Raw genomic sequence first — 24,568 nt, 5'->3', positions numbered from 1 at the left:
CAGCATCACCACCCCCCCCTCCACCGGTCAGGCCACCGACCAGATTTGTGACGGGAGCCAGCAAACCGCCGTTGGCAGCATCACCACCACCCAGTCCTCCGGTCAGGCCACCGACCAGATTCGTGACGGGAGCCAGCAAACCGCCGTTGGCAGCGTCACCACCGCCCAAGCCTCCTGTCAGGCCGCCGAGCAAGCCGGTAACTGGTGAGAGCAAGCCACCTTCGCCGTTACCTGTCAGGCCACCAGTCAGGGAGGCGACGGCTTGTGTGGCGTGGTTCAAGGTATTGCCCAGCGGGTTTGTATTGCTGTCAGTTTGGTGAACCAGTCCACCGACCGAGGCAACGGCCTGGCCCAAGTGTCCAACGACACCGCCCAGACCCAGCGGGGCGGCGCCATCGATCTGAGTACCCACATTGCCCAGGGCACTACCTACGCCGCCCAATAGGGCGTTGATGGGCTGGCCAACACCTAGGCCATCGCCCACTTGTTGAGTGATATTGGTCACCGTGGCACCTACAGGAGCGACCACGGTATCCAGGGTTTCACCGACATTGCCCAGGATGGGGTTCAAGCCAACAGGCAAGATGTTGTCGACAGTCTGGCCTACGTTGGCAAGGGAAGGTTCAAGAATGGGGGCGGCATCGGTACCGTCCAGCAAACCGCCCAAACCGAGTTGGCCGGTGATGGGATGCAACAAGCTGCCTTCGCCCAAGAGGGAGTCGGTCAGTGCCGCCACGCCACCTGTGGCGTGGCCCAGCACGGCGGTCAATGGATTAGGGTTGTTGGCGTCAGCATGCAGCAAACCGCCTGCACTGCCCACCGCGTTGCCCAATCCCGTTAAGAGACCGCCTACGCCTTGGCCTAGATTCAGGGGCAGGCCACTATTGCCCAGTTGCTCGCCCAGATTGGTCACAACACCACCTACTTGCTGTGTTAGACCATTGATGGGCTGGCCCAAGCCGGTTGCGCCGCCAATTTGTTGAGTCAGACCCGTGGCTGTGTCCACGACAGGAGCAACCACGGTGTCCAGTGTTTTGCCCAGTTTGCCACCGGTATCTTGTAGACCGACTGGCAGGACATTGTCGACGGCTTCGCCGACATTATTCAGCGTAGTTTCAAGGGGGCCTGGAGTGTGAGGGTTTCCGCCGTTATCACCACCGCCGTTGTCGCCGCCGCCGTTATCACCGCCGCCGTTATCGCCACCGCCGTTATCGCCACCGCCGTTATCGCCTCCGCCGTTATCGCCTCCGACGTTTTCGCCCCCGCCGTTGTCGCCGCCGACGTTTTCACCACCGCCGTTGTCGCCGCCGCCGTTGTCGCCGCCGCCGTTTTCGCCGCCGCCGTTGTCGCCGCCGCCGTTGTCGCCGCCGCCGTTATCGCCACCGCCGTTATCACCACCGCCGTTGTCGCCGCCGCCGTTGTCGCCGCCGCCGTTATCGCCACCGCCGTTATCACCACCGCCGTTGTCGCCGCCGCCGTTGTCGCCGCCGCCGTTGTCGCCGCCGCCGTTATCACCGCCGCCGTTATCGCCACCGCCGTTATCGCCGCCGTTACCTGGTCCGCCCGTGCCTGGGCCAGGGTTGGTGGGGGTTTCTCCACCACCACCACCACTGCCGCCTCCCAATAAGCTGCCGCAGGCGGTCAAGGTCAATGTGCTGGCCATTAAGGTGGCCAGGAGTGTCAGGCGTAGGCCTGGTTTCTTGCTGTCTGTATTTTTATGCATTGCTTGCTCCAATAAATGATCGGGGTACTTGCTTGCTTCCTGATTCTTGTATAAGCAATTTGCATGCCAATTAATTGGGTTTGCGATAGGCCGCATGTGCTCTTGGTTTGGCGCAAAGTAAGCAAAAAAAAGAGGGCTATTTGTTACGGGTTTTGGGCTTTGGGCGGAACGTGTTACGTAACAAAAAAAGAACCGCTGACAAGCAGCGGTTCGGTAGAGGGAGGGCAGGGTGCTCAGGAGGTTCGTGGCACCAGGGCCTTGGCATCCAGCCAGGCTTTGGTGTTCTGCCTGAAGGTGCTCATGCTATCGACCAGAAAGTCGTACATGGCAATTAGCTGGGCCGGGTTTTGATTCGCTGCGGTGTTGATGGCCTGATTAATGGCACGCTCTTTCACAGCCAGAACCTCGCGACACTTTTCCATCACCGGGTGCAAGGCAATTACGCGCTTGTCCAAGGGGTGACGGCCCCGTGTGATGTAACCCCGATGTTCAAGGCGGTTGATAAGGGCGCTGACACCGCTGGCACTCAAGTCCATCAGGTGTGCTAACTGACCAGTGGGCAAGGCATCGAATTCCATGATGTATTCCAAGGCCTTGAAATCGTTCAGAGGCATGTTTGCCTCTTCGGCCAAGCTGGCTTTCAGAGCTTCTGCGTAGATGGTGAACTGACGACCCAGCATCTTGCCCAGATCCATCAGCATCTTTTCTGAAAGCATGCTGTGTTCATCGTTGTGCGAGGACCAGTTGGAGCGGGCCCCGGCACTTTGTGCGCCAGGGTGACGGCTCACCGGCAAACTGACCGGGTTCATGACTTTATTCATCATTGACGGCCACCTCCCAGCAGGCCACCGAGCAAGCCGGTTACGGGCGCCAGCAAGCCGCCATTGGCTTGCCCACCGCCGCTTGTGTCTGCATTTGCCTGCACGTTGACGCCGCCGGTCAATCCACCCACCAGGCCGCCGACCAAACCGGTAACCGGTGCCAGTAAGCCGCCACCTGCCTGGCCTTCTACGGCGGCGCCACCACCAATCGAAACACTGCCTGTGATACCGCCCAGAAGGCCGGTTACAGGGGCTAGCAAGCCACCGTTGGATGCGTCACCACCAGTCAAGCCACCCGTTAAACCGCCAACCAGGTTAGTGACGGGGGCCAATAGTCCGCCGTTGGCGACCTCACCACCGCCCAAGCCTCCGGTCAAGCCACCGACCAGGTTGGTAACTGGGGCCAGTAGCCCACCGTTCGCGCCGTCGCCGCCGCCCAAGCCGCCAGTGAGTCCACTGACCAAACCAGTAACCGGGGCCAGCAGTCCACCGTTGGCAGCATCACCGCCGCCCAAACCGCCGGTCAAACCACCGACCAGGTTAGTGACGGGAGCCAGCAAACCGCCGTTCGCTCCATCTCCGCCACCAAGGCCACCTAGCAGCCCGGTTACAGGTGCCAGCAGGCCACCCCCTTCACCGCCTGTGATGCCGCCTAAGCCACCTGTCAGGGAAGCGACGGCTTGGGTGGCGTGATTCAAGGTGTTGCCCAAGGGATTGCTGTTTGCATCTGTCGCGTGCAACAACCCGCCTGCCGAGGCGACAGCCTGTCCCAGATGTCCTACGACACCGCCCAGTCCAAGAGGCGCTGCATTGTCCAACTGGCTACCCACGTTCCCCAAGGCACTACCGACACCCCCGAGCAACGCATTGATGGGTTGGCCTACTCCTAGGCCATCACCCACTTGCTGAGTCACATTGGTGACGGTGGCAACGACCGGTGCCACCGTGTTATCCAAGGCGCCACCCACATCACCCAGAATCGGGTTCAGGCCCAGCGGCAGAATGTTGTCCACGGTTTGCCCGACATTGCCCAGTGCAGGTTGCAGGATGGGTTCGCCGCTGCCCGCCAACAAGATTCCGTCCAGGCCCAGTTGTGAGGTCAATGGGTGCAGCAGGCTGCCTTCACCCAGCAAGGAGCCGGTCAGCACTTCTACGCCTTTGGTGGCGTGGTGCAGGGTGTTGCCCAGCGGGTTGGGGTTGTTGGGATCGTTAACCAGCAAGCCGCCGACCGAACCGACGGCTTGACCCAGATGGGATAGCAGGCCGCCAGCGCCTTCACCCAGATTCAAGGGCAGGCCTGTCTGACCTAATTGCTCGCCCAGATTGGTCACAACGCCACCGACTTGATTTGTCAGACCGTTGACCGGTTGGCCCAGTCCAGTCACGCCGCCGACGGTGCGTGTGGTGTCGGTCACGATGTCGGTGACGGGTTTGAGTGCGCTATCGAGCGTTTTGCCCAGTTGATTGCCCGTTTTGCTCAGGTTCAAGGGCACTACGTTGTCCACTGCCTGGCCCAGATTGCCCAGCGCATTTTGTGTCAGGCTAGTGTCCTTGCCGCCGTTATCGCCGCCACCATTGTCCCCACCGCCGTTATCTCCACCGCCGTTATCTCCACCGCCGTTGTCTCCGCCGCCATGGTCGCCATCGCCGGGGTTGGGCAGGTTGGGATCAACAACAGGTGGGCGAACCGATACATCCAGACCATCGCGTACCCCACCGCGCGAGGAGCAACCGGCCAGAACGGCGGCGCTGATGACTAAGGTAGCGACAACGGCGCGTTGCAGCTTGCGTTGGGTCGAGGCGTTTCTTGCTGAATTCCTTGCTTTCATGTCTGACTCCGATCTGAAGTGTGAGCACGCCCTCAAGGGGCTCTTGATAGACATTAAGCAAGTATCGTGCCAGATTTTCTTGGTAATGCTTTGTTTTAATTTTGTTGTTTTTAATCAAATGGTTGGGTTGGTTTTTTGTTTTCTTTTGAAATCATGCTGCCAGGTTTCAAGGCTCACTTAAGCTTGTTGAAGGCTGTTTTTGTGGAGTGTTCCGTTCCTGTTACGTAACGTTTTTCGTAACACCTGAGCTTGAAATTCGTTGGAATGCAAAACAAAAAAGGCCATCTTGTGATGGCCTTGGGGGAACTGTGCAACAGGTGCCGTGTTTAAAACCCGTCGTAAAAGAACAGGAAGTTAGTGTTTAAACGTAGCTTGCGTTCATCGGAGTTAACCGGCAAATCTCCCAGTGGTTTGGCGACATTGATGTCAAACAAATAATGCTTGTTGTTCGATAGCCGGACCCCAATCGCAGCAGATCGCAGGTTGCGGTTGTTGTAGCTGTTGAGTCGGTCCAGGTTGTACCAGGCACGCGCCCAGTCATAGGCGATATACGGCTGAATGTTGTTGAGCCAGGTGGAAGAGTTTGTGAAGCGTCGGTTGATCTCCAGCGTAGCGCCCACGCCTTTGTCGCCCGCCAGTTCGCCTTGTGGGTAACCATAGCCATGCCGCCAGGCGCCAAAAGAAATCTGTTCGGAGTTCGGTAAGACGTTCGAGCTGTACTGGCCGCTGGCTGAAAAACTCATGCCGAACTGGCCTGGCAAAGCCAGGTTCTGTTTGAAAGAGGCTGTCCAGCGGGTGAAGTCCAAATCCAGATCCGATTCGGCATCACGCTGCAAATAGGTGTTCAGGGATTTGCGGGCGCCCATGGCATCCAGGCCTTTATATACCCCGAAATTGACCTCGCGAGATTGGCGTGGCGAGGCATCGGTATAGCGCAATTCGGCCTTCAGAGCGCGTACGTCCGTGGTGTTTTCAATCCAGACATTATCCAGCGTTTTGTGGGTGTAATCGTCCAGGGAGCGGCTGGCATAAAAGCCCGCTGTGCCTTTAAGGCTGCGCTGATTGTTCAAAATAAAGGGATAACTGATCGCCGCCCCGATGCGTTCGTTGATGACCTTACGGTTCCAGCCCTGGCTTTCCAGCACTTCGTCGCGCGGCTCGGAGCGGTAGTGATAACCGTCAATTTCCAGGTTCAAGCCGTTGCCGGTCAGGGGAATGGCCAGGTTACCGCTGACATATTTGACGTCTTCGGAGTGGGTAGGAATGGCGGCGGTCAGTTTTAGCTCTTCGCCCAAGGGAGTCAGGCTATTGGTGCTCAGTTGTACCAGAGCCTGCTTGCTGGAGCCCATTTCCGCGACACTGGCATTGGCTCTGAAGGATTTGTGCTGGGCATTGATGAGCAGTTCAGAGGCGCCATCGGTGCGTACGGGCATGTCCAGCTTGGGATCGATTTTCAGGCCAGGGACGGTACGCAGCAGATTCATGGTGCGCTCCAGCGTGCGCTGGGTCAGCGGCTTTTCATCCACCATGGCCTGGGCAATGCGTTCGATGCGTGCCTGGCTGCGTCCTGGATCGCCCTCAATACGAATACTGCCCACATGGCCCTCCACCACCGTGACCTTGATATGTCCTTGCGAGAAGTCCTGCTGCTGCAAGATGGCAAAGGACAGCGGGTAGCCTTGTTGTTGATACAGGGCGGTGATCTTGTTCACCTCATTGATCAACTGGGCAATGCTGAGTGTTTTGCCGGCCAGGGGTTCCAAAATAGTGGTGATCTGCTCAAAAGGAATGCTGCGACTGCCGCTGACATCAAAGCTTCGCACCACCACTTGCAGTTGCAGTTGTTGTTGCAACTGACTTTGGGCTGCTGCGGGCGGGATATGTAAAGAGGGCGCGCGGGTGCTGGGTGTAGGCGCATTAATAGGCGGCAAAGAGTCAACCGGGTTCCCCCGCAAGGGGGCGTTTGCCCAGCTTTCTGAACCTGTTGTGGCCAGACCCATGCATAAACCCAAGCTGATGATGATACCGGGGTTTTTTTTTCTGGGCAGGGCCAGCGACAAGTGGTGCTTGAGATTCATGTTCATTAATGAGTATTCGCTAGAAATCGGGCGCTTTTTTCTACTGTGCCGTAGTTTATCTTCGCTGTCACTTTTTGGTGTTTGAAAGCGGGGAATTCCTTCTTGACGCTTTAAAAAGCGTTAACTATTACATTTTGAAACGTAAAAAAAATAGGCATGATTTAGCTTGTTAGCGAACAGTCCTTTATCACTGTATTCATGCTTACTTAAGGGGGTTCTGGTTTTCCCTTGTGGGTAGCGACGAATCGAAAAAAAACCGCTTTCTTTCAAGTAATTAAAGCTGTATTCCTGGTGTTCTACAACAATGGGTTTCCGTTTGTTCTGTTTCATTTTGAAATGATAAAAACGGTAACATTAACAAGATTCGACACAAAACAGGTAAGTAAAAGTTTCAAATTAGCTGTTTTTTAGCCTTTTTTCATGGGAATTTGGCTGTTGTAAATACACAATCATGCGTTTTTCGTATCTTTAGGCTAGAATTCGTTTGTGTATTTAACGGTTGTTACACGTAAACCCTAGTAAAAACATAGACATACCTGGGCTTAAGATGATTTCATCTGAAAAATACAAAAATTGATAACAGTTAGCGGTGAAAGTTGCCAAATTTGGCAAAGTGTTGTGCCCCGAGGGGCCTCTAGCCCTCGCCATTGAGGGTGGTTTTTTCTTTTTAAATGGGGACGGTCATGAAGACTCAACTTCAGCAATTCTGGAACGATGAAGACGGTGCAACGGCTATTGAATATGGCCTGATCGCGGGGCTGGTTGCAGTAGCGATCATTGGGGTTTTGGGGCTCCTGGGTGATGGTTTGAAGGGGTTGTTTACCAGGGTAACTAATGAATTGAAGACTGCTTCTGAGGTAAGCGAGTAGGTTCTTTGTTTGAGCATCAGCCAATTAAATTCTGGCTGTGCCTTTTAGCTTGAATGGCTGATGCTTATGTCCGTTTTAATTAATCTTTCTTTTATTTTTATTCTGTTTTTCTTTTCCGTTCAGATTATTTATAACGATCTGAGATTACGGAAAATCCCTAATGCCTTATTAGTTTTTTATGGTTTAGCGGTTCTGCTGCATAAGCTTGTTGTCAGCCTGTCTTATGGCCTTCCTTTGGGATGGGTGGCGGGCTGGGGGGACTCCTTGATCGGTTTTGCAGCCGCCCTGATCGTGTTTTATCCAGTCTGGTTATTACGTTTGATGGGGGCAGCCGATGTAAAGCTGATGGCGGTGCTGGGCCTGGCCTTGGGGTGGAAAGAAGCCGGCATGGTGGTGTTGTTTGGCACGGTATTGGCCGGTTTGCATGCCTTGGTACTGGTGCTGATTCCATCGTTGGAACGTAAGTACGGATTTGCTTTGCCGGGCGTCCGGGTCAAGGCACGTAGTGTGCCCTTGGGGGCCTGGTTATGCCTTGCAACAATGGGGTGGGTATGGATTCACAATCAATAAAGCCCCCACGAGAGGGCCAATTCGCAAAACGGCGTGGTGTCGATAAAAAGTATCAACAAGGAGCCTACGCGCTGGAGTTTGCATTGGTTTTTCCCCTGCTGTTTCTCTTTATGTATGGCTTGCTGACGTTCGGTTTGATCATGACCGCCCAGCAGTCTTTGAATTTTGCGGCTGAATCCGGCGCCCGTGCTGCCCTGATTGAGCCAGGGGCTGGACCGGGTGGCCCTGTGCTTAGCCCGGATCGTTTGCAGGCACGCGCGGATCGCGCCAAGGCAGTGGCTGCCGATCAGGTGCAGTGGTTAAGCAGTTGGGTGGGCAGTGAGCATGTACGCATCACCACGGATTTGCATAGTGAAGAGCTGCGTGTTGGCATTGTGTACGACTATCTTCAAGCCCCGCTGATTCCCCGTTTCGCTCCCGATACCTTGTTTGCCTTGGTGGTGCCCGAACAATTAAAGGGCAATGCGCAAATTAATTTGCTGGTCGCTGGCGAAGTGGGCGCAATGGGGGGCACGCCATGACTCGGTTAGCCCAGTCCTTGCCTGCCACGCAGCGCCAGCAAGGCATTGCAGCTATCGAATTTGCCTTGATGGTGGGGGTTCTATTGCTGATCTTCAGCGGCATCATCACGTTTAGCTCTTTGTTTTTGGCCAAGCAGAAAATGAGCCATCTGGTCGGTGACCTTTCCCGGCAAGTGACGATGCACGTCAAAACCGTGGATGAAATCGCCCCTTTTGTGAATCAGGAGCTGGCTGAAAACTATGGTAAGGGCCAAGCCAAGAGCGATGCGTTTTTGCATTGGTTTGGCGATCTTAGTGCGGATGTTCAGTCCCAGGCCTGCACCTCGGAGCCGCAGTACGACTGCGCCCAGCTCTCCTTGAAGCTGGATATTGAACCTGGAATCCTTTCTCAAACCCTGGATCTGCTCAGACCTGAAGAAGATCAGGCAGATCCATTGCGCAGCTTAAGCGCCAAGACATTACTCGTACTACGGAGACCACATTAATGAGCGGCATTATGAAGGGGGCAGCAGTCCTTTTATTGCTGATCGCAGCCGTGCTGGTTGCGTTTGCCTTGTACCTGGGTATGAAGCCCAAACCCGAGGTCATCCAGCCAGTAGTCAGCACGCAAAACACAGAGCCTGCGGCCAGCTTGCAGGCGGTGGTTCTGGTCAAACGAGATGTGAAAGCCGGGGAAACCTTGCAGGCCGATGCCCTGGAGCTGGCGCAGTGGCCTGCCGCTCCCGCTCAGTCTTTCAATAACTTGGAGGCCTTGACCGGCAAAACCTTGCGTTTTGATTTGGGCCAGGGCCAGCCGGTGCTCAGTAGCTTCATCGCCAAAAGCCTGGCCAGTTATCTGGAGGATGGCGAGCGTGCCGTTACCATCCCCATTGATGTCATTACCGGCGCCAGCCATAGGGTGGAGCCGGGCGATCTGGTTGATATTTTCATCACCTTCAATAGTGGTAACGAGGTCAACGACACGCAAGCCCGTTTGTTGATGCCGCGTGTGCGCGTGCTGGCCTACGGCGGTGTCTCGCTGTCCGGGCCGGATCCGGTGCAAGCCAATACCAACAATCGTGCCGAGACTCAAGCCCGCCATGCCATGTTGGCGGTCCCTGTGGAGTCGGTCAATGAGCTTTTGCTGGCCAGCCGCAGCGGTGGCCTGCAACTGGTCTTGCGTGCGCCCCAGGACGAAAACCTGCCTGATGCTTCTTTATTCCCCGAATTTGCGGGCTTGATTCCAGCGCGTGCGGGGCTGGACGCGGATCAACGCGACGCCTTGAAATTGCCGGAAAACCGTGCGATGGCCGGTTTGGGCTTGCGCGAGTTTGCCATCAGCCAGACTGAAAAAGAGCAGGTGCAGGCACGAGCCCAAGCCAATGGTGAACCGTATGCGGCGCCGCCGCGCCGCACGGAAGTCATCCGCGGGGGCCGTTTAGAGGTCATTCAGTATTAAGCAATACACATCTTGTTGTGGGGACGGGTCAGCCAAGCTGTGGGGGCTGACGGGAAGCGACGCAAGGCAGCATGGATTAAACACATGAGACAGAAAATCAAAAAAGCGGGTCTGGGTTTGGGGTGCTGGTACGCGCTCTGCTTGTTGGGTCTGGCACCGATTCCAGCCATGGCACAAACGACGCAGACCAGCGCCAGCCAGAAGGTGATTCGCCTGGTCGCTAACGATCAGGATGTTTTGCGCTTGTCGCAAGTGCCGCAGCGTGTGGCGATCAGCGATGAAAGTGTGGCGGATGTGCAGATCCTGTCTGCGTCGGCCGGACAGCGGGGCGAGGTTCTGCTGATTGGCAAGCGTGCAGGCACAGCGGATTTGCGTGTCTGGATGCCGGGTCGCACCAACCCGGATCGCTGGACCATTGAAGTGACCAGCCAGGTGCAGCAGCAACTGGCGCAATCGGGCAGCCCTCTGTCGGCACAGATCTCCAGTGCCGGTCAGCAGTCCTTGATTACGGGGAGTAGTCCGTCTTTGCTGGATCATCAAAATGCCATGGCCGCAGCACGTTCTGGCTCCGGCCCGGATGCGGATGTGCTGGACCTGTCCGAGGTCAGCACCAGTGGCATGGTGCAGGTAGAAGTCAAAGTGGTGGAGGTTTCCCGTGAAGTGATGAAGGACATCGGCCTGAGTGCCAATGCCATTGGCGGTAAACCCTGGTCGGGCGGAGTGAACTTGCTGCCTCAGGCTTTAAGCGGCGGTTTGAGTCTGGCGTATAACTCGCGCAACTTTAGTGCGGCCTTGAATCTGCTGGAGCAAAATGGCTTGGCCCGTGTGCTGGCCGAGCCGACTTTGGTCGCCATGTCCGGCCATAGCGCCAGCTTTCTGTCCGGTGGCGAAATCCCTATCCCCAGCTCGGGCGGTTTGGGAACGACCACGGTGGAATACAAGCCTTTCGGGATTGGTTTGACGGTGACGCCAACCGTGCTGTCTGCCGAACGTATTGCCTTGAAGGTTGCCCCGGAAGCCAGTGATCTGGATTACTCACGTGTGGTGGAAATGCCCGGTGGCGGCGTGATGCCTTCACTGCGCACCCGCCGTGCCGATACCACGATCGAGCTGGGTGATGGCCAGAGCTACATCATCAGTGGCCTGGTGTCGCGCCAAACCGCAGCCGCCGTCAAAAAGATCCCCTTCCTGGGTGATCTGCCGATTCTGGGCAGTTTTTTCCGCAACGTGCAGTACAGCCAGAAAGAGCTGGAACTGGTCATTGTCGTCACTCCTCGCCTGATCAAACCTATCCAGAAAGGCGCCACGATTGCCTTGCCGGGGGGACGTCAGGAAAAGCTGGATGACGCACCCAATGCCTGGGGCTACTTCTTGCTGGGCCGTCATGGTTACGAGCAGATGCCGGGGTTTTCGCGCTAAGCGCGTGGAGTGGTGACGTGCAACGATACCGGGAATATCTCTTGTGTACAGAGCACCCCGAGCTGGCTGTGATGATCAACACGGCAGCCGCCGGGCTGCTGACGGTAAGGGCGATTGAGCCTACGCCCGAGAGTTTGCGCCGGGAGCTGGCCAAGCAAGCGGAACCCTTGGTGTTTTTTGACTTTGTTCATGGACAGCATGGGGAAGAGAACGGACAGATAGTGACCTTGGTGCGCAGTTTGGCTCGGCTCGATGCCAGTGTGCAGCGTGTGGCGGTGGGACGGGCCTCGGTGCCGCAGGGGCCTGTGAATGCCTTGCGTGCGGGTGCCAATGAGTTCCTGAACCTGGATACGACTGAAGACCTGCATCATCAGTTGCAGGTGCTGATAGAAAAACTGGGGCAGGCCCAGCATAGCCCTTTGCTGGACAAGCCTTTTCGCAGTGTCTTGTTGATGGGCGCGCGTATTGGCGTCGGTTGCAGCACCGCCGCCAGCAGTCTGGCCTGGCTCTTGCAGCAAGAGATGAATCGCGTGGGCAAGGAAGTTCGCGGTGTGTCTTCGGCCAAGCCTTTACCGATTGAGCTGGTGCCGCTGACCGAGCGGGTGGGTTTGCTGGATCTGGGAGCGCCTACCGGAGACTGTGCGTTGTACATGGGCTTGGGGTCGGATTTTGACTTTATTCAGGCCGCCTCGCAGCGTCATCGCATGGACGACACCATGCTGCACTCGGCGCTGGCGCAGCACAGTAGCGGTTTGAACCTGCTGTCTTTGCCCGCCGATGTGAACACCTTGAATCAGATCAGTCTGGAGGATTCGCTGGGCCTGTGCAGTTATTTGCGTGAACGCATGGGCTGTCTGGTCATTGATGCCGGTGGCTTTCCTAATCCGCGTTTTCTGGTGGAACTGGAGTCGCTGGTGGACGAGGTGCTGGTGGTAACCGACCAAAGTATGGGAGCGCTGGTATCCCTGGCGGAATTCATGGCTGTGCGTGCGCAGTTCGATGCGCTGGCCAATGTGCGTCTGGTGGTGAATCAGTTTGATCCGGCTTACGGCTTTTCGGGGCAAGCCATTGCAGAGCGCTTTGGCCTGGAACTGGCAGCCGTTCTACCGGATCGGCGTCTTGGGCATATGCGCAGCGCCGGGTTGGGCAAGATTTTGGTGCAAGTGGATGAGAAGGACCCGTATACCCGTGCCTTGCAAAGTCTGGCATCGGGGCTGACGGGACGCAGGCAGGGGCTGTCACAAAACAAGGTCAGTTCGGTTTTGGGACGGTTGAAATTCAGGTTCGGGGGCTGAACAGGCCCAAGCATGGAAAAGTAAAGCATGAACAATACTTCATTGCTCGGTGGTCGTCCCGACCTGATTCAGGTTCGGGAACAGGCCCATGAACATTTGCTGGCTCGCATCGAGGAGTTGGGAGCCGAGTTTGGCCGCTGGACACGGCAGGCCATTCAGGATTTTGTGGGTATCGAATTAGCCAGCTTTGTGCGTTTGAAGCGGGTGCCTGTCAACGAACAGGAAGTGCGCGAGATCGTGCAGGCGCTGACTCGTGAACTGGCGGGTTTGGGGCCTTTGGAGGATCTGCTGGAAGATCCTGGGGTCGAAGATATTCTGATCAACGGCTACGACAAGCTGTTTGTGTCGCGTGGTGGCGTTCTGGGGCGTGAACCCAGCGGCTTTACCGACGATCAGCATGTGCTGCGCATTGTGCGTCGTATTTTGGCTCCGCTGGGACGCAGGTTGGACGAGTCGGTTCCGATGGTCGATGCCCGTTTGCCCGATGGTGGTCGCCTGAACGTGGTCATTCACCCCTTGGCGGTGGATGGCCCCATGGTCTCCATCCGCAAGTTCCGCAAGGACCCCTTAAAACCCGAAGACCTGATGCGTTTGGGTGCATTTGACGAGCCGGTGGACCGCCTGCTGCAAGCCGCGGTGAGATCGCGTTGCAATATTCTGATCTCTGGCGGGACCAGCTCGGGCAAGACGTCCTTGCTCAATGCTTTGGCTTTTTACATCCCCAAAACCGAGCGCGTCGTAACGGTAGAAGATACCGCCGAACTGGCTTTGAACCACCCCCACGTGGTGCGTCTGGAAGCGCGTCAGGCCGGGTATGACGGCAGTGGTGAAATCTCGATCCGCGAACTCTTGCGCAACAGCTTGCGTATGCGCCCAGACCGCGTGGTCGTGGGTGAGGTGCGGGGTGCCGAGGTCATCGACATGCTGCAAGCCATGAATACCGGCCACGAAGGCTCCATGGCCACTATCCACGCCAACTCGCCACGCGAATGTGTGTATCGCGTGGAAATGCTGGCCGGTTTTGCGGGTTTTCAGGGTAGTGAAGACAGCTTGCGCAGGCAGATTGCCAGTGCGCTGGACTTCATTATTCAGATTGGTCGTTTGCCCAATGGCAAGCGCCGGGTGCTGTCCATTACCGAAATCACCGGCATGGGCGATGGCGTGATTGCCATGCAGGAGCTGTATCGCCACGAATCCTATGTGCTGGACGACGGCACCGAACAGGATCGCTGGGCCAGCCTGGGCATTCATCCGCATACCCGCAAGTTGATGCAGTACCGCGATCAACTGGCTAACGAACAGGTTCAGGCCCAGGAAAACACGCCTAAAGAGGGTGGTGGTTTCTGGGATTGGAGACGCTAAATGATGGCTTTGTATATCGCACTGGCGGCTGTGATTCTGATGCTGGGCGCTGTGCTGCTCTGGGCCAAAGGCGCGCAGCGTCAGCAGGCCCAGCGTTCAGCGCAGGTGCTGGAACAGCAGTTGGCCTTGCGTCCGGCGGTACAGAGCAGCGTAAGAGCCCAGCCCAGTCCCCAGGACGCCTGGCTGGGGGCACCCAAGGGGTGGCGGGAGTTCATGCTGCGTACCGGCATTCAGCCATCGCAGCGTTTTTATCTGACTCTTTTGCTGGGCATTGTGGTGCCGCCTGCCGTATTGCTGGCCTTGGTCGGCCCCGTGGCGGGGGTCGCCATGCTCATCGCGACGGTGTTGGGAGCCTATACCTTTTTGTGGTTCCGCAGCGATAAGCGTCACCGCAAAATCGTGTCGCAAATTCCTGACTTTCTGGATCTGATGGTGCGACTGATCACCATTGGCAACAGCATGGGCGCTGCCTTTTTGAATGCTGCGGACAACACGCCGCAACCGTTGGGACAGGTGTTGCAGGACGCGAACTCCCTGCATCGTTCGGGGCAGGATCTGGATGTGGCCTTGCGTGCAGTGTCGCGTCAGCATGGATTGCACGAGCTGTTTCTGGTGGCTGCCGTGATCAGCGTGGCCATGCGTTTTGGTGGCCGCAGTGATCAGACCATGGAACGTATGGCGGGCTTCATGCGTGACCGGGAAAACGCGCGCAGCGAGCTGGTGGCTTTGTCGGCGGAAGTGCGTCTGTCCGCCTGGATTCTGGCTTTATTGCCGATCCTGATCGGTGTCTACATTCTGATTTTCAATAACGAGCTGTTTCTGACCATGTGGAACGATCCGGTGGGTTTCCGCATGCTGCTGTTCGCAGCAGTCCTGCAGTGTGTGGGTTGTTATTGGCTGTATTGGATGGCACGCAATGTCTAGGAGCAAGACATGATGGCCTTGGAAGCACAAACCGTTCTGGTCTGGGGAGCCGTGGCTTGCGCTCTGGCTGGCCTGATTCTGTTTGCCTTGTGGTTTCACAACCATTGGCAGCAGCGTCAGCAAGCCATGCGCTTGAGCCAGGTTGTTGATGAACGCCTGAAGGGTGCACCACATACGTCGCAAGCGCCCAGCCAGTCTCGTCAGACGGTGGAACAGATCAAGATCCAGGCAGGCAGTCTGGGGGAGCGCTGGCTGAAAGGGCGCTTCGGGTCCAGTCTGCTTAGCGAAGAAGATCGCGTGCTCATCATGAATGCCGGCTTCAAGCATATTGATGTGGCGCGGCAGTATTTCGTCTTGAGTCGAGTGGGGCTGAGCCTTCTCCTGATTGTTGTGTTCAGCTTGCTGCCCATGACTCGCAGGCTGAATGAATATGTGCCGTTTGTGTCCGTATTCATTGGCTTTGCCCTGGGCTGGATGCTGCCCAAATGGTGGCTGGCACGCCGAGTCTCGCAGCGTCGTCTGCGTATCGCTGCCGAGCTGCCCCTGTTTGTGGACCTGCTGCGTTTGCTGCAAGGCGTGGGTCTGTCCATGGACCAGACCTTGCACACTATTGAGCGCGAGTTTCACGACGTGATTCCCGTCATGGGTTCCGAGCTGACGATTGCAGTCGAGCAATATGCCCGTGGCCGTACTCGTGAACAGTCCCTGGAGCGCATTGCCAGCGGCTTTACCAACGAGGATCTGGCCGTGATTTGCCGTCTGATTGTGCAAGTGGATCAGCACGGGGGCGCCATGCAAGAACCCTTGCACCGCTTCGGTGTGCGTCTGCGAGAGCAGCGCCGTCTGGAACTGAAAGCCAAGGTGGGCAAATTGACTGTGAAGATGACGGGCGTCATGGTGCTGACCTTGTTGCCTGCCTTGTTGATCATTACTGCAGGGTCAGGTTTTCTGGCCTTGTTCCGTGGCTTGAGCCAAGTGGCCGGAGGATGACTTTGATGAAAACGTCGAGATGGATTCGTCCCGTGATGCGCTGGGCCGCACTGGGTTTGAGCAGCACCTTGCTGGTGGCGTGTTCCACCACGGATTCGGCTTACGAGCTGGTGCGTCAGCAACAGGAGCAGGAAGCCTTTTTGCAGAGTAAGGAAATCGAGCATTGGGAAAAACGCAAACCCACTGACAAGCAGATGGCGGTACGCATGCTGCAAGAGACGCAAAAGCAGGGACGTTACTTTGCGTCCCTGGCCTATGCCGAGGCCATGGAAAAAGAGTACGGAGCGGATCCCGAAGTCATGGTGTTGCGGGCTGAAGCGCAGCGTCAAACCGGGCAGCTGGAACAAGCTGCCCAGACCTTCAAGGCTTTGCTGAATACGCCAGTCGCCGGCCAGGCCTATCAGGGCTTGGGCTTGATTGCAGGGTCGCAACAGCACTTTGATCAGGCCGCTCATTTTCTGAAGCAGGCGGCGCAGCAAGATCCGACCAATGCAATTGTGCAAAGTGATCTGGCCTATGCCTACTTGCGCTCGGGTCGCCCTCAGGAGGCACGTCTGGCCTTGGGCAAGGCGGCAGAACTGGCTCCGGACAACCCCAAGATCTTGAGCAATATGGCCTTGTATTTGCTGGTCAGCCAGGAAACGCAACGGGCTGGCTTTGTGATGCAGCAAGCGGGTATGGACGCCGCAACCCAGCAAGCCATTGTGCAGATGGCAGAACAAATTGGACAGGATCTGGAGCAATTGCACGCCCGTCAGCAAATGCAGAAACAACAAGAGCTGCGCATGGCAGCGGCTGCAAAGGATGAGCAGGCCAGAGCTCAGGCGGTGGCATTGAGTCCGGCAAGCCCGGCGCCAATGGGGCAAGTGGTCTTGAATCGATCCGCTCAGGCTCAAAATCCGGCGGTGGCTCGTCCAGCAGCAGTCGTAGTGTCGTCTACGCAAGCGGGCTTGAATCGTCCCTTGCTGGAAAGTCTGGGCCCTGTGTCCTCGTCAATGAATTGATTGCCGTTTTTTCAAGGATATCGCAATGAACCGATCCCGCATTTTGGCCTGCTGCACCTTGTTGATGGCCAGTAGTGCCTGGGCGCAGACACAAGCTCCGCTGACTGGAACCATGGTTTCAGGCACCAGCACCTACCCGGTCAGCACCAGCCCGGCAGCAGCCAGCAATCAGGGTGTGCATACACCGGCCGCTCCGGCGGCGGAAACAGCGCCCGCTGAACGTCAGCCTTACGAGAAGTACCGCTTGAGTGATGAGGAAGTCCACCCTTGGCCTGAAGTGGAAGGCCTGCCTGTGCATGTGCAGAACGAGCGTCGCCATATCCCACCACGCATCGAGGTGGGCCCTGATACCCGCAGCCTACTTAGCATGCAGGCCGACCCGGACCGGGAAGGCAAGGCCTTGCCCGTGCACGGAGCCGCAGCCAATCTGGTGTGGGAGCGTTACTTGAACAGCTTCAAGCATCCCATTCCTGAGTACATGAAAGAACGCATCAAAACAAACAGTAGTGATTAAGCCTATAGGGCTGGAGCAGGCCAGGAGAGCGAGATGAAATGGGGAATAACTCGAACCCAAAACGAGCAGGCACACAAGCAGCAAGGTTCCATTATTGTGCCTGCGGCTGCAGCTTTGCTGGTGGGGCTGGTGCTGCTGGGGGCGGCGCACCTGGGACATAACTTCCATGTGAAGCGGGGGCTGCAAAACGCGGCTGACCTGGCTGCCTTGGCGGGGGCGCAGGCCCTGGGTTCTGGGGATGCACTGGGCTGTCAGCAAGGTGAGAACATGGCCAGGTTCAGCCTGCGTAGCCAGCCCGATTCGCCTGCGGCGGGTTTGACGGGCGATGGCGCCAAAGTCCTTTGTGGTCAATGGAACAGCAACCAAAGTGACCCGACCCAGCGCTTCGTGCCCGCCTTGCCCGCTGACTCGGTGCGCGTCCACTTGAGTTATCAACCCCCTTCCTTGTTTCCCTTTTTCACCTCCTCGGTGATCGAAGCGGTTGCCACTGCCAAGAACAGCGAGCCGGTTGCGACCTTTTCCGTGGGCAGCCGATTGCTGTCCTTAAAACGCAATGGTCTGGTCTATAACCTGCTGCGCGGCGTAGGTTTGCGTCCGGATCAATTGACGGTGCTGGACTCAGCTGGTCTGGTCAATGCCAAGATTACGCCTTCCGGTTTGTTGAAAGCCCTGGGATTGCCTGCCACTGTCATTGCCGGTGTCGGAACGCCGCAGGAGTTGGCGCAACTGGAACAACTGACCTTGGCTGATTTGCTAAGTGCCAGTCTGGATTTGCTGGATCAGCAAAAAACACTGGGTCTGGATGTTGGCGCCTTACAGGACTATATTCGCTTGCTGCTGGATGTCGGCCCCCTGGATTTGCCGATCAAGCTGCTGGGGGATGGCGGTATCTTGGCCCTGATCAATGGTGTGGATCCTCTGTCGGCCTTGAATGTGAATCTGGATGTGCTGCAATTGGTCAACACCGGTTTGGTGGTGGCTAATGGTCAGAATCTGATCGATCTGAACCTGACGGCGCTGCCAGCCGGTTTGACCGATATGTTCAATAATGCCCTGGATTTGCGAGTACGGATCGTAGAGCCGCCTAGTATTGCCATGGGCGGGGTAGGCACTAAAGCGAATTCGGCAGGTGTACGTGTTTATCTGAATCTGGATACCTCCAAGATTCCGCTGGCAGGCCCGATTTTGAAAATCCTGGGGACGGAAGTCAGCCTGCCGGTCATTATCGAATTGTCCCAGGCCTCTGGCGAACTGGTGAATATCTGCCGCGCTCCGATTGCCGAGAATCAGGCCACCATTGCGGTCAGTTCCTCCTTGGTGAACGTGTGTCTGGGCAAATTTCCGCATTCGGATTTCTTCTCGACCAGCAACAGTTGTAAGGATGAGTCCTTTGGGGATATTCAGCGTCACCGCATCATTAACGTGCTGGGTATTTTGCCCTTGACGGCCAAAGTGACCTTACCCCTGATTGATACCAAAGATCCGGTTCACGTGACGCTGACGGCACCTCCGGGCGAGCCTTCGGAAGCGACTGTCAATGCCACTCAACTGGACCTGTCCCGTAGTGTGCGTCTGCTCTCTGATGCCGTTCTTTCCGGCATTCTTGGTGATTTGTTGAACACCCCATGGAGCGGTGCATCCGGCAAGCGTCAGATGGCAGAAAGTCTGGTGGGGGATGGGGCAGGTCGATCAGTGTCGGCTGTTGTGAACGAGATGAACTGGTCCAAGGAGCGCATGGAGCAATTGTCTCGAACCATGAGCCAGAACGGCTTAATTGGTGTGCTGGGCGGAACTCTGGGCTTTGTCGATAATTTGCTGACCACCTTGCTGGGTGCGCCCTTGAGTGATCTGGCCTGCGTGATCGGTGGTATTGGTGGTCAGCAAGCGATGCGCGAGTGCCGGACAGGTGCGGTCGAGGTATTGGTCTTTAAAGACTCCAACCTGGTCGGTGCCGTATTAAGTCTGGTCGTCGCTTTGTTGGACCCTGTGTTGCAAGGTTTGAGTGCGCTGCTGGAGGGGTTGCTAAAGCTGTTGGGCCTGAGTCTGGTCGAGGCTGATGTGAAACTTCACGATGTGCAGTGTGGTACTGCCTATCTGGTGCAATAGGGCGGGAGGCGAACACAGCAATGAGTGTCAGCTTTATGGGTAATGAACCTGTTTTATACGTCTGGGAGGGCAGCTCCGATCTGGTGACGCGCGCTGAGCGTGCCATGGAGCCCAGTTCGGTAGCGGTCATGCGCGTAGAGCCTTCCTTGGTGCTGGACGCCGAGCGTCATCCCACGCGTCATGCGGTTGCTCTGGTGTCTGTCAGTGTGATGGCCCAGGGGCGTTTTGAGCAGCACCAATGGCTGGTTGAGCATGCCATTCCGGTGATCTGGGTCGCTTCGGAGAACCGGGGCTATGACCCCCGTTTTTACCCGTCGGCGTACTCCTATACTTTGCCGCTTTCTTTCAGTCAGGCCGAGTTGCGTACTCTGGTTGCCAAGTTGGCCGGCTTGACCGCACAGGTCGAGCGTGACGGGCAGGGTGGCCCTCAGCCATTAGTTGCCGTCTCGCCTGTGATGCGAGCCTTGATTGCTGAGGCGGATATGTACGCCGATAGCGGGGCCAGTGTGCTGATTCATGGCGAAACAGGCGTGGGTAAAGAGCGTATTGCCCAACTGTTGCACGAGCGCTCCTCACGTGCCCAAGGCCCTTTCGTTCCGGTGAACTGCGGGGCAGTGCCCGAGGGTTTGTTCGAGGCTCATTTCTTCGGCCATGCGAAAGGGGCCTTTACGGGCGCAATTGGCGCTCATAAAGGCTATTTCGAGCAGGCAGATCAAGGCACCCTGTTCCTGGACGAAATCGGGGATTTGCCCTTGCATCAACAGGTCAAACTACTGCGCGTTCTGGAGCAGCGCTGCGTGACGCGCCTGGGGTCGACGCAACAGATCCCGGTCGATTTTCGTATGGTCGCAGCCACCAATAAAAACCTCTTGGGTTTGGTGCAGCAGGGTCAGTTTCGCGCTGATCTGTATTACCGTCTGGCCGTGGTTGAGCTGCTGATTCCGAACCTGGAGCAGCGCGGCTCTCAGGAAAAGATCGCTATTTTCTGCGCCTTGCTGGAACAGGCGCTGGAGTGTGACGTTGAAGATATTCCGCAATGGGTGCTGGATGCCGTAGGCAACATGCGCTTTAACGGTAATGTGCGGGAACTGGCTAATCTGGTTGAACGTGTTGCTGTCATGAGTAAACAGTTCGGTGCCTGGGAGTCGGTACAACTGCGACAAGTGCTGGAACGCTTTAACGCCCCGGTGATGGCTCCGGCCATGGCTTTGCCTGAAGGGGCGCCTATTTTGGAGCGGCCCGAGCCGGTCATCAGTCTGAGTGCGCAGGAGCAGGAGGAGCGCGCTCGCATTATCAATGTTCTGGATACGCAGAACTGGCGACGCCAGGATACGGCTGCTGTATTAGGAATTTCTCGCAAAGTCTTGTGGGAAAAGATGCGCAAATTCAACATAAAGGCACAAGATGCGACAACGCGCGTTTAGAATACGGGCTGATTCTGTGTATCAAGCTAAACACAAAAAAATGGATTATCAAGGGATGGGTATGGTGAACCTTAGTCAGAAGACGGCGGCGTTGCTGTCCTTGGGAGGACTTTTTTTATTGTCAGGGTGCAGCTCGATGTCTTTGGTGCAGGAGCCAGAGCGGCCTGTAGTGGCGCAAACTCAAGAGCAAGATGTCCAGGAAGTGGCGCCTGTCGCTTCGCCGGAAGTGGCCCCTACACCGGCACCCGCTCCGGCTCCGGCCTATCAGAACACCACAGTGGCCCAGTTGCAGCAGTTGATTCAGGCGCGTGCCGTCCAAGAGCTGCGTACCGCCTATAACGGTCGTTTTGGTGCCAGCTTGCTGTTCTCTGCCGAGAGCATGACGTATTACGTGGCCCTGTTTCAGCAGCGTGAATTCTGGCGTGTGTTCAAGACCACCGACGAATCCCTGGCCGAGCGTATGTACACCCAGTACCGTCAGGACACGGTAGACTATGCCGCCGCTGATCTGGAGCGCATCAAGCTGCAGGCCGAAGTGGCTGATGCTGAAAAGAAATTGAATGAAAGCGCGGACCAGTTGACTGTTTTGCAAAACGATCTGGCTTTGCAGCGTCAGCAAGAAGCTTTGGCCATCGCCCAGCGTGAAGAGTCCCGCCGTGAAGCTCAGGCTCTGGCCGAGCAGGAACGTGAAGCCCGTGAGCAGCTGCGTGAATTGCAGCGTCAGATCAATGAGTTGGAGAAGCAGCGCGCTGGGATGTTGCAGCGTCAGAAAGGGCGTTGATGGCTTGAAAAGCGTGATGAAAAACCCGCAGCAGTTTTGTAACTGTGCGGGTTTTTTTATGTCTGAAGGGAAAGCGCCCTTGGCTGACCTTATGCCCTTGTCTTTGGCGCCTCGGGTGTTGATTTCCTGTCCGTCGTCGAACAGAAGGTGGTTGTTTAGCGCGACAAGTAACGCATCGCCTCTTCCAGCCCTGCGCTGGTAACGGGGTACATATGGTCGGACATCAGGTTCTGAATGATGGCGATGGATTGTCGATACGGCCAATAAGCCTGCGGTTCCGGGTTGAGCCAGGCGATACGTGGCCAGTGATCGTTCAGCCTTTGCAGCCAGGCTGCGCCGGTTTCCTTGTTGTAGTGCTCAACAGAACCACCTGGAGCCATGATCTCGTAAGGACTCATGGTGGCATCGCCTACGATAATGATGCGCCAGTCCTCGTTGTACTTGCGCAGCAAATCCCAGGTATCCAGCCTCTCGCTTTGACGGCGAGCATTGTTCCGCCAGACTGATTCATACACGCAGTTATGGAAGTAATACGCTTCCAGGTGCTTGAATTCAGAGCGTGCAGCCGAGAACAGGGATTCTACCTGGGCGATGTGGTCATCCATGCTGCCGCCAATATCCAGTAGCATCAGCACATTGACCCGGTTTTGTCGCTCGGCCTGCATGTGTAGATCCAGCATGCCGGCATTGCGAGCTGTCTCGCGTATGGTGCTGTCCAGATCCAGCTCGGTGGGGGCGCCCTGGCGGGCAAAGCGGCGCAGGCGTCGCAACGCCATTTTGAAGTTGCGTGTGCCCAGCTCTTGCTGGTCGTCGTAATCCACGAACTCGCGCTTTTCCCAGACCTTGATGGCGGTACGGTTTCCTGCAGAGGGGCCGCCGATACGGATCCCTTCGGGGTGATAGCCACCATGTCCAAACGGTGAGGAGCCACCCGTGCCAATCCATTTGCTGCCGCCCGCATGTCGCCCTTGCTGTTCGTTCAGACGTTCCTTGAACATCTCCAGCAGTTTTTCCAGCCCATGCTTTTCCAATGCAGCTTTCTGTTCAGGCGTCAGGTTGCGGGTCAGTGTTTTGCGTAGCCAGTCCTCGGGCAAGGTCTTGTCCTTGGCCAGCGCCTCCAACTGTGGCTGATAGAACTCACCAAAGGCCAAATCAAAGCGGTCGTAAAGGGTTTCGTCCTTGATCAGCACCAGTCTGGACAGATGGTAAAAATCGTCCAGCGTGGGGGGCATGATCCCTTTGCACAATGCGTCCAGCAGCGTCAGGTGTTCCTGAATGGAAACCGGCAGGCCGCGCTCGCGCAGGTGGTAGAAGAAATCAAGCAACATGGCCGTGCTGCCTTAGTTTGTCCAGCAAGTGGGCGCGGACATCCGGCCACTCGCCTGCCATCAGGCTGTAGAACAGGGTGTCGCGTATCGTGCCGTCGCGGCGCATAGCATGGTGGCGAACTCGTCCGTCGAAACGAGCTCCCAGGCGGGTGATGGCTTGCTGGGATTGGAAGTTCAGGTGGTCGGTACGCCAGCCTACGACGCCAGCTCCCAAGGTCTCGAAAGCATGTTGCAGCAAGAGCAGCTTGGTCGCGGTATTGACGTGGCTGCGCTGGGCGCTGCGAGCATACCAGGTGTAGCCGATTTCCAGGCGGCCCACTGGCGCAATAATGTCGTGATAACGCGTGGTGCCGACAGCTCGGTCTGTGCTCAGGTCCCATACCAGAAAGGGCAGCATATGGCCCTGTTCCAGACCGTCCAGAGCTTTATTGACATAGTCCTGGGTCTGGCCGGGGGCGGGGACGCTGGTCACACGCACATTCCAAAGTTCGCCATCGGCCGCAGCCGCTTCCAGCAATTTCACATGCGCCAGTTGCAAAGGCTCCAGACGCACGCCCCATCCTTGCAGCGTCAAGGGAGCCAGTGGCTGGGAAAAAGCGCTTGTTTGCATATCAGCTCCGGCGCTGGCTGCGTTGGCTCATGGCGGCCAGACGCTGCATCAAGGACAAGTCTTGTTCGTTTTTCAGCAAGGCACCGGCCATGGGGGGCAGGCCTTCATCCAGCTCATGCAGGGCATCGGCCGGAATGTCGTTAGCCAGTAGCAGACGCAGCCAGTCCAGAAATTCCGAGGTGGAGGGTTTTTTCTTCAAGCCAGGGACATCGCGCAGGGCAAAGAAGGTATCCAGGGCGCTGGACAGGATGTCGCTGCGCAGGTTGGGATAGTGCACGGCCACAATCTGTTCCATGGTCTCGCGCTCCGGGAAGCGGATGTAATGAAAGAAACAGCGGCGCAGGAAGGCGTCAGGCAGATCTTTTTCGTTATTGGACGTGATGATGATCAATGGGCGGTGGCGCGCCTTGACGGTCTGGCGAGTCTCATAGACATGAAACTCCATGCGGTCCAGTTCCTGCAGCAAGTCATTGGGGAACTCGATATCGGCCTTGTCGATTTCGTCGATCAGAACGACGGTGGGCTCCTCGGACTCGAAGGCTTGCCACAAGGTGCCTTGCACAATGTAGTTGCCGATATCGTGGACTTTCTCATCGCCCAATTGGGAGTCGCGCAGACGCGAGACCGCGTCATATTCATACAGACCCTGATGCGCTTTGGTGGTGGACTTGATATGCCATTGCAGCAGGGGACGTCCCAGGGCACGGGCCACTTCCAGGGCGAGCAGTGTCTTGCCGGTACCCGGCTCGCCTTTGATCAGCAAAGGACGTTGTAGCGTCAAAGCGGCGTTGACGGCCAGCTTCAAATCATCGGTGGCAACGTACTGGTCGGTGCCTTCAAAACGGGTCGTAGTAGTCATAAATCGGCTCAAACTTGTACTTAAAATGTTGATCTGTCAAGAATAGAAACTCGGGTATAAATACTAGTATCAGTCATCCTTGGCAATTATCATACAATCGTCT

At 56.7% G+C, this 24,568-nt stretch carries 22 protein-coding genes; 15 read left to right on the top strand and 7 right to left on the bottom strand.

The genetic code is table 11. From position 1 onward, the window contains the following. The 4 genes from AB7E06_RS18455 to AB7E06_RS18440 form a co-directional block, all read right to left on the bottom strand. Positions 1-1,723, bottom strand: a 1,723-nt coding sequence (locus AB7E06_RS18455) for a collagen-like triple helix repeat-containing protein (protein ID WP_427958017.1), incomplete at its 3' end; no start/stop codon positions are given. 233 nt (positions 1,724-1,956) lie between these two features. Beyond that, complete coding sequence (locus AB7E06_RS18450) at positions 1,957-2,547, bottom strand: MarR family winged helix-turn-helix transcriptional regulator (protein WP_230017640.1); 591 nt, start codon at positions 2,545-2,547, stop codon at positions 1,957-1,959. Beyond that, on the bottom strand, positions 2,544-4,373 hold the full coding sequence (locus tag AB7E06_RS18445; protein ID WP_427958015.1) for a collagen-like triple helix repeat-containing protein: 1,830 nt from the start codon (positions 4,371-4,373) through the stop codon (positions 2,544-2,546). Before AB7E06_RS18445 ends, AB7E06_RS18450 begins: the two co-directional genes overlap by 4 nt. 326 nt (positions 4,374-4,699) lie before the next feature. Further along, positions 4,700-6,451, bottom strand: a complete 1,752-nt coding sequence (locus AB7E06_RS18440) for a ShlB/FhaC/HecB family hemolysin secretion/activation protein (RefSeq protein WP_427958013.1) — start codon at positions 6,449-6,451, stop codon at positions 4,700-4,702. 683 nt (positions 6,452-7,134) lie between these two features. On the opposite strand from AB7E06_RS18440, the gene AB7E06_RS18435 reads away from it, so the two are divergent. From AB7E06_RS18435 to AB7E06_RS18365, 15 genes are all read left to right on the top strand, one after another. Beyond that, positions 7,135-7,320, top strand: a complete 186-nt coding sequence (locus AB7E06_RS18435) for a Flp family type IVb pilin (RefSeq protein WP_427958011.1) — start codon at positions 7,135-7,137, stop codon at positions 7,318-7,320. 66 nt (positions 7,321-7,386) lie between these two features. Further along, positions 7,387-7,890, top strand: coding sequence for an A24 family peptidase (locus tag AB7E06_RS18430; RefSeq protein WP_230017646.1), 504 nt, complete (start codon positions 7,387-7,389; stop codon positions 7,888-7,890). Then, a complete protein-coding gene (locus tag AB7E06_RS18425; RefSeq protein ID WP_427958009.1) occupies positions 7,872-8,411 on the top strand; it encodes a TadE/TadG family type IV pilus assembly protein in 540 nt (179 codons plus the stop codon). The genes AB7E06_RS18430 and AB7E06_RS18425 overlap by 19 nt, the downstream gene beginning before the upstream one ends. Beyond that, positions 8,408-8,896 carry a TadE/TadG family type IV pilus assembly protein gene (locus tag AB7E06_RS18420; protein ID WP_249459868.1) on the top strand — a complete coding sequence of 163 codons (489 nt, stop codon included), beginning with the start codon at positions 8,408-8,410 and terminating at the stop codon, positions 8,894-8,896. The genes AB7E06_RS18425 and AB7E06_RS18420 overlap by 4 nt, the downstream gene beginning before the upstream one ends. Continuing rightward, positions 8,896-9,849 (top strand): Flp pilus assembly protein CpaB, encoded by a 954-nt coding sequence (gene cpaB, locus AB7E06_RS18415; protein ID WP_427958007.1) that lies wholly within the window; start codon positions 8,896-8,898, stop codon positions 9,847-9,849. The genes AB7E06_RS18420 and cpaB overlap by 1 nt, the downstream gene beginning before the upstream one ends. 84 nt (positions 9,850-9,933) lie before the next feature. After that, on the top strand, positions 9,934-11,268 hold the full coding sequence (locus tag AB7E06_RS18410; protein WP_108727801.1) for a type II and III secretion system protein family protein: 1,335 nt from the start codon (positions 9,934-9,936) through the stop codon (positions 11,266-11,268). A gap of 17 nt (positions 11,269-11,285) precedes the next feature. Continuing rightward, positions 11,286-12,563: an AAA family ATPase gene (locus AB7E06_RS18405; protein ID WP_427958005.1), complete on the top strand. Its 1,278-nt coding sequence runs from the start codon at positions 11,286-11,288 to the stop codon at positions 12,561-12,563. Between the two features lie 27 nt (positions 12,564-12,590). Further along, positions 12,591-13,925, top strand: a complete 1,335-nt coding sequence (locus tag AB7E06_RS18400; protein ID WP_427958003.1) for a CpaF family protein — start codon at positions 12,591-12,593, stop codon at positions 13,923-13,925. Beyond that, on the top strand, positions 13,926-14,849 hold the full coding sequence (locus AB7E06_RS18395) for a type II secretion system F family protein (RefSeq protein WP_042488381.1): 924 nt from the start codon (positions 13,926-13,928) through the stop codon (positions 14,847-14,849). It begins immediately after the preceding gene. Between the two features lie 9 nt (positions 14,850-14,858). Continuing rightward, complete coding sequence (locus AB7E06_RS18390; RefSeq protein ID WP_125303489.1) at positions 14,859-15,839, top strand: type II secretion system F family protein; 981 nt, start codon at positions 14,859-14,861, stop codon at positions 15,837-15,839. Between the two features lie 5 nt (positions 15,840-15,844). Continuing rightward, positions 15,845-16,843 carry a tetratricopeptide repeat protein gene (locus AB7E06_RS18385; protein ID WP_052363026.1) on the top strand — a complete coding sequence of 333 codons (999 nt, stop codon included), beginning with the start codon at positions 15,845-15,847 and terminating at the stop codon, positions 16,841-16,843. Between the two features lie 25 nt (positions 16,844-16,868). Further along, positions 16,869-17,357, top strand: coding sequence for a DUF3613 domain-containing protein (locus tag AB7E06_RS18380; RefSeq protein WP_427958001.1), 489 nt, complete (start codon positions 16,869-16,871; stop codon positions 17,355-17,357). A 33-nt stretch (positions 17,358-17,390) separates the two neighbouring features. Next, positions 17,391-19,463 (top strand): pilus assembly protein TadG-related protein, encoded by a 2,073-nt coding sequence (locus AB7E06_RS18375; protein WP_427957999.1) that lies wholly within the window; start codon positions 17,391-17,393, stop codon positions 19,461-19,463. 20 nt (positions 19,464-19,483) lie between these two features. After that, positions 19,484-20,887: a sigma-54 dependent transcriptional regulator gene (locus tag AB7E06_RS18370; RefSeq protein WP_321278174.1), complete on the top strand. Its 1,404-nt coding sequence runs from the start codon at positions 19,484-19,486 to the stop codon at positions 20,885-20,887. A 136-nt stretch (positions 20,888-21,023) separates the two neighbouring features. After that, positions 21,024-21,668: a DUF2968 domain-containing protein gene (locus AB7E06_RS18365; protein WP_108727797.1), complete on the top strand. Its 645-nt coding sequence runs from the start codon at positions 21,024-21,026 to the stop codon at positions 21,666-21,668. Positions 21,669-21,823: 155 nt separating this feature from the next. Here the strand turns inward: AB7E06_RS18365 and AB7E06_RS18360 are convergent, their stop codons facing one another. The 3 genes from AB7E06_RS18360 to AB7E06_RS18350 are packed head-to-tail and all read right to left on the bottom strand — an operon-like array spanning position 21,824 to position 24,465. Further along, on the bottom strand, positions 21,824-22,996 hold the full coding sequence (locus AB7E06_RS18360; protein ID WP_094197390.1) for a vWA domain-containing protein: 1,173 nt from the start codon (positions 22,994-22,996) through the stop codon (positions 21,824-21,826). Next, positions 22,986-23,606, bottom strand: a complete 621-nt coding sequence (locus AB7E06_RS18355; RefSeq protein ID WP_108727796.1) for a GNAT family N-acetyltransferase — start codon at positions 23,604-23,606, stop codon at positions 22,986-22,988. Before AB7E06_RS18355 ends, AB7E06_RS18360 begins: the two co-directional genes overlap by 11 nt. A 1-nt stretch (position 23,607) precedes the next feature. Beyond that, positions 23,608-24,465, bottom strand: a complete 858-nt coding sequence (locus AB7E06_RS18350; protein WP_094197388.1) for an AAA family ATPase — start codon at positions 24,463-24,465, stop codon at positions 23,608-23,610. Positions 24,466-24,568: the final 103 nt, after the last annotated feature.

This window comes from Alcaligenes sp. (genome assembly GCF_050255915.1).
GTDB classification, from domain to species: Bacteria; Pseudomonadota; Gammaproteobacteria; order Burkholderiales; family Burkholderiaceae_B; genus Alcaligenes; species Alcaligenes aquatilis.
The sequence above is the reverse complement of the archived record's forward strand: the minus strand, read 5'-3'. Positions and strand labels throughout refer to the sequence as shown.

Coding starts and splice junctions, on each gene's coding strand:
- cpaB (WP_427958007.1), top strand. CDS start 8,896: ATGAGCGGCATTATGAAGGGGGCAGCAGTCCTTTTATTGCTGATCGCA.
- AB7E06_RS18355 (WP_108727796.1), bottom strand. CDS start 23,606: ATGCAAACAAGCGCTTTTTCCCAGCCACTGGCTCCCTTGACGCTGCAA.
- AB7E06_RS18360 (WP_094197390.1), bottom strand. CDS start 22,996: ATGTTGCTTGATTTCTTCTACCACCTGCGCGAGCGCGGCCTGCCGGTT.
- AB7E06_RS18410 (WP_108727801.1), top strand. CDS start 9,934: ATGAGACAGAAAATCAAAAAAGCGGGTCTGGGTTTGGGGTGCTGGTAC.
- AB7E06_RS18440 (WP_427958013.1), bottom strand. CDS start 6,451: ATGAATCTCAAGCACCACTTGTCGCTGGCCCTGCCCAGAAAAAAAAAC.
- AB7E06_RS18400 (WP_427958003.1), top strand. CDS start 12,591: ATGAACAATACTTCATTGCTCGGTGGTCGTCCCGACCTGATTCAGGTT.
- AB7E06_RS18395 (WP_042488381.1), top strand. CDS start 13,926: ATGATGGCTTTGTATATCGCACTGGCGGCTGTGATTCTGATGCTGGGC.
- AB7E06_RS18365 (WP_108727797.1), top strand. CDS start 21,024: ATGTCTTTGGTGCAGGAGCCAGAGCGGCCTGTAGTGGCGCAAACTCAA.
- AB7E06_RS18425 (WP_427958009.1), top strand. CDS start 7,872: ATGGATTCACAATCAATAAAGCCCCCACGAGAGGGCCAATTCGCAAAA.
- AB7E06_RS18420 (WP_249459868.1), top strand. CDS start 8,408: ATGACTCGGTTAGCCCAGTCCTTGCCTGCCACGCAGCGCCAGCAAGGC.
- AB7E06_RS18445 (WP_427958015.1), bottom strand. CDS start 4,373: ATGAAAGCAAGGAATTCAGCAAGAAACGCCTCGACCCAACGCAAGCTG.
- AB7E06_RS18430 (WP_230017646.1), top strand. CDS start 7,387: ATGTCCGTTTTAATTAATCTTTCTTTTATTTTTATTCTGTTTTTCTTT.
- AB7E06_RS18450 (WP_230017640.1), bottom strand. CDS start 2,547: ATGATGAATAAAGTCATGAACCCGGTCAGTTTGCCGGTGAGCCGTCAC.
- AB7E06_RS18370 (WP_321278174.1), top strand. CDS start 19,484: ATGAGTGTCAGCTTTATGGGTAATGAACCTGTTTTATACGTCTGGGAG.
- AB7E06_RS18350 (WP_094197388.1), bottom strand. CDS start 24,465: ATGACTACTACGACCCGTTTTGAAGGCACCGACCAGTACGTTGCCACC.
- AB7E06_RS18380 (WP_427958001.1), top strand. CDS start 16,869: ATGAACCGATCCCGCATTTTGGCCTGCTGCACCTTGTTGATGGCCAGT.
- AB7E06_RS18375 (WP_427957999.1), top strand. CDS start 17,391: ATGAAATGGGGAATAACTCGAACCCAAAACGAGCAGGCACACAAGCAG.
- AB7E06_RS18435 (WP_427958011.1), top strand. CDS start 7,135: ATGAAGACTCAACTTCAGCAATTCTGGAACGATGAAGACGGTGCAACG.
- AB7E06_RS18390 (WP_125303489.1), top strand. CDS start 14,859: ATGATGGCCTTGGAAGCACAAACCGTTCTGGTCTGGGGAGCCGTGGCT.
- AB7E06_RS18385 (WP_052363026.1), top strand. CDS start 15,845: ATGAAAACGTCGAGATGGATTCGTCCCGTGATGCGCTGGGCCGCACTG.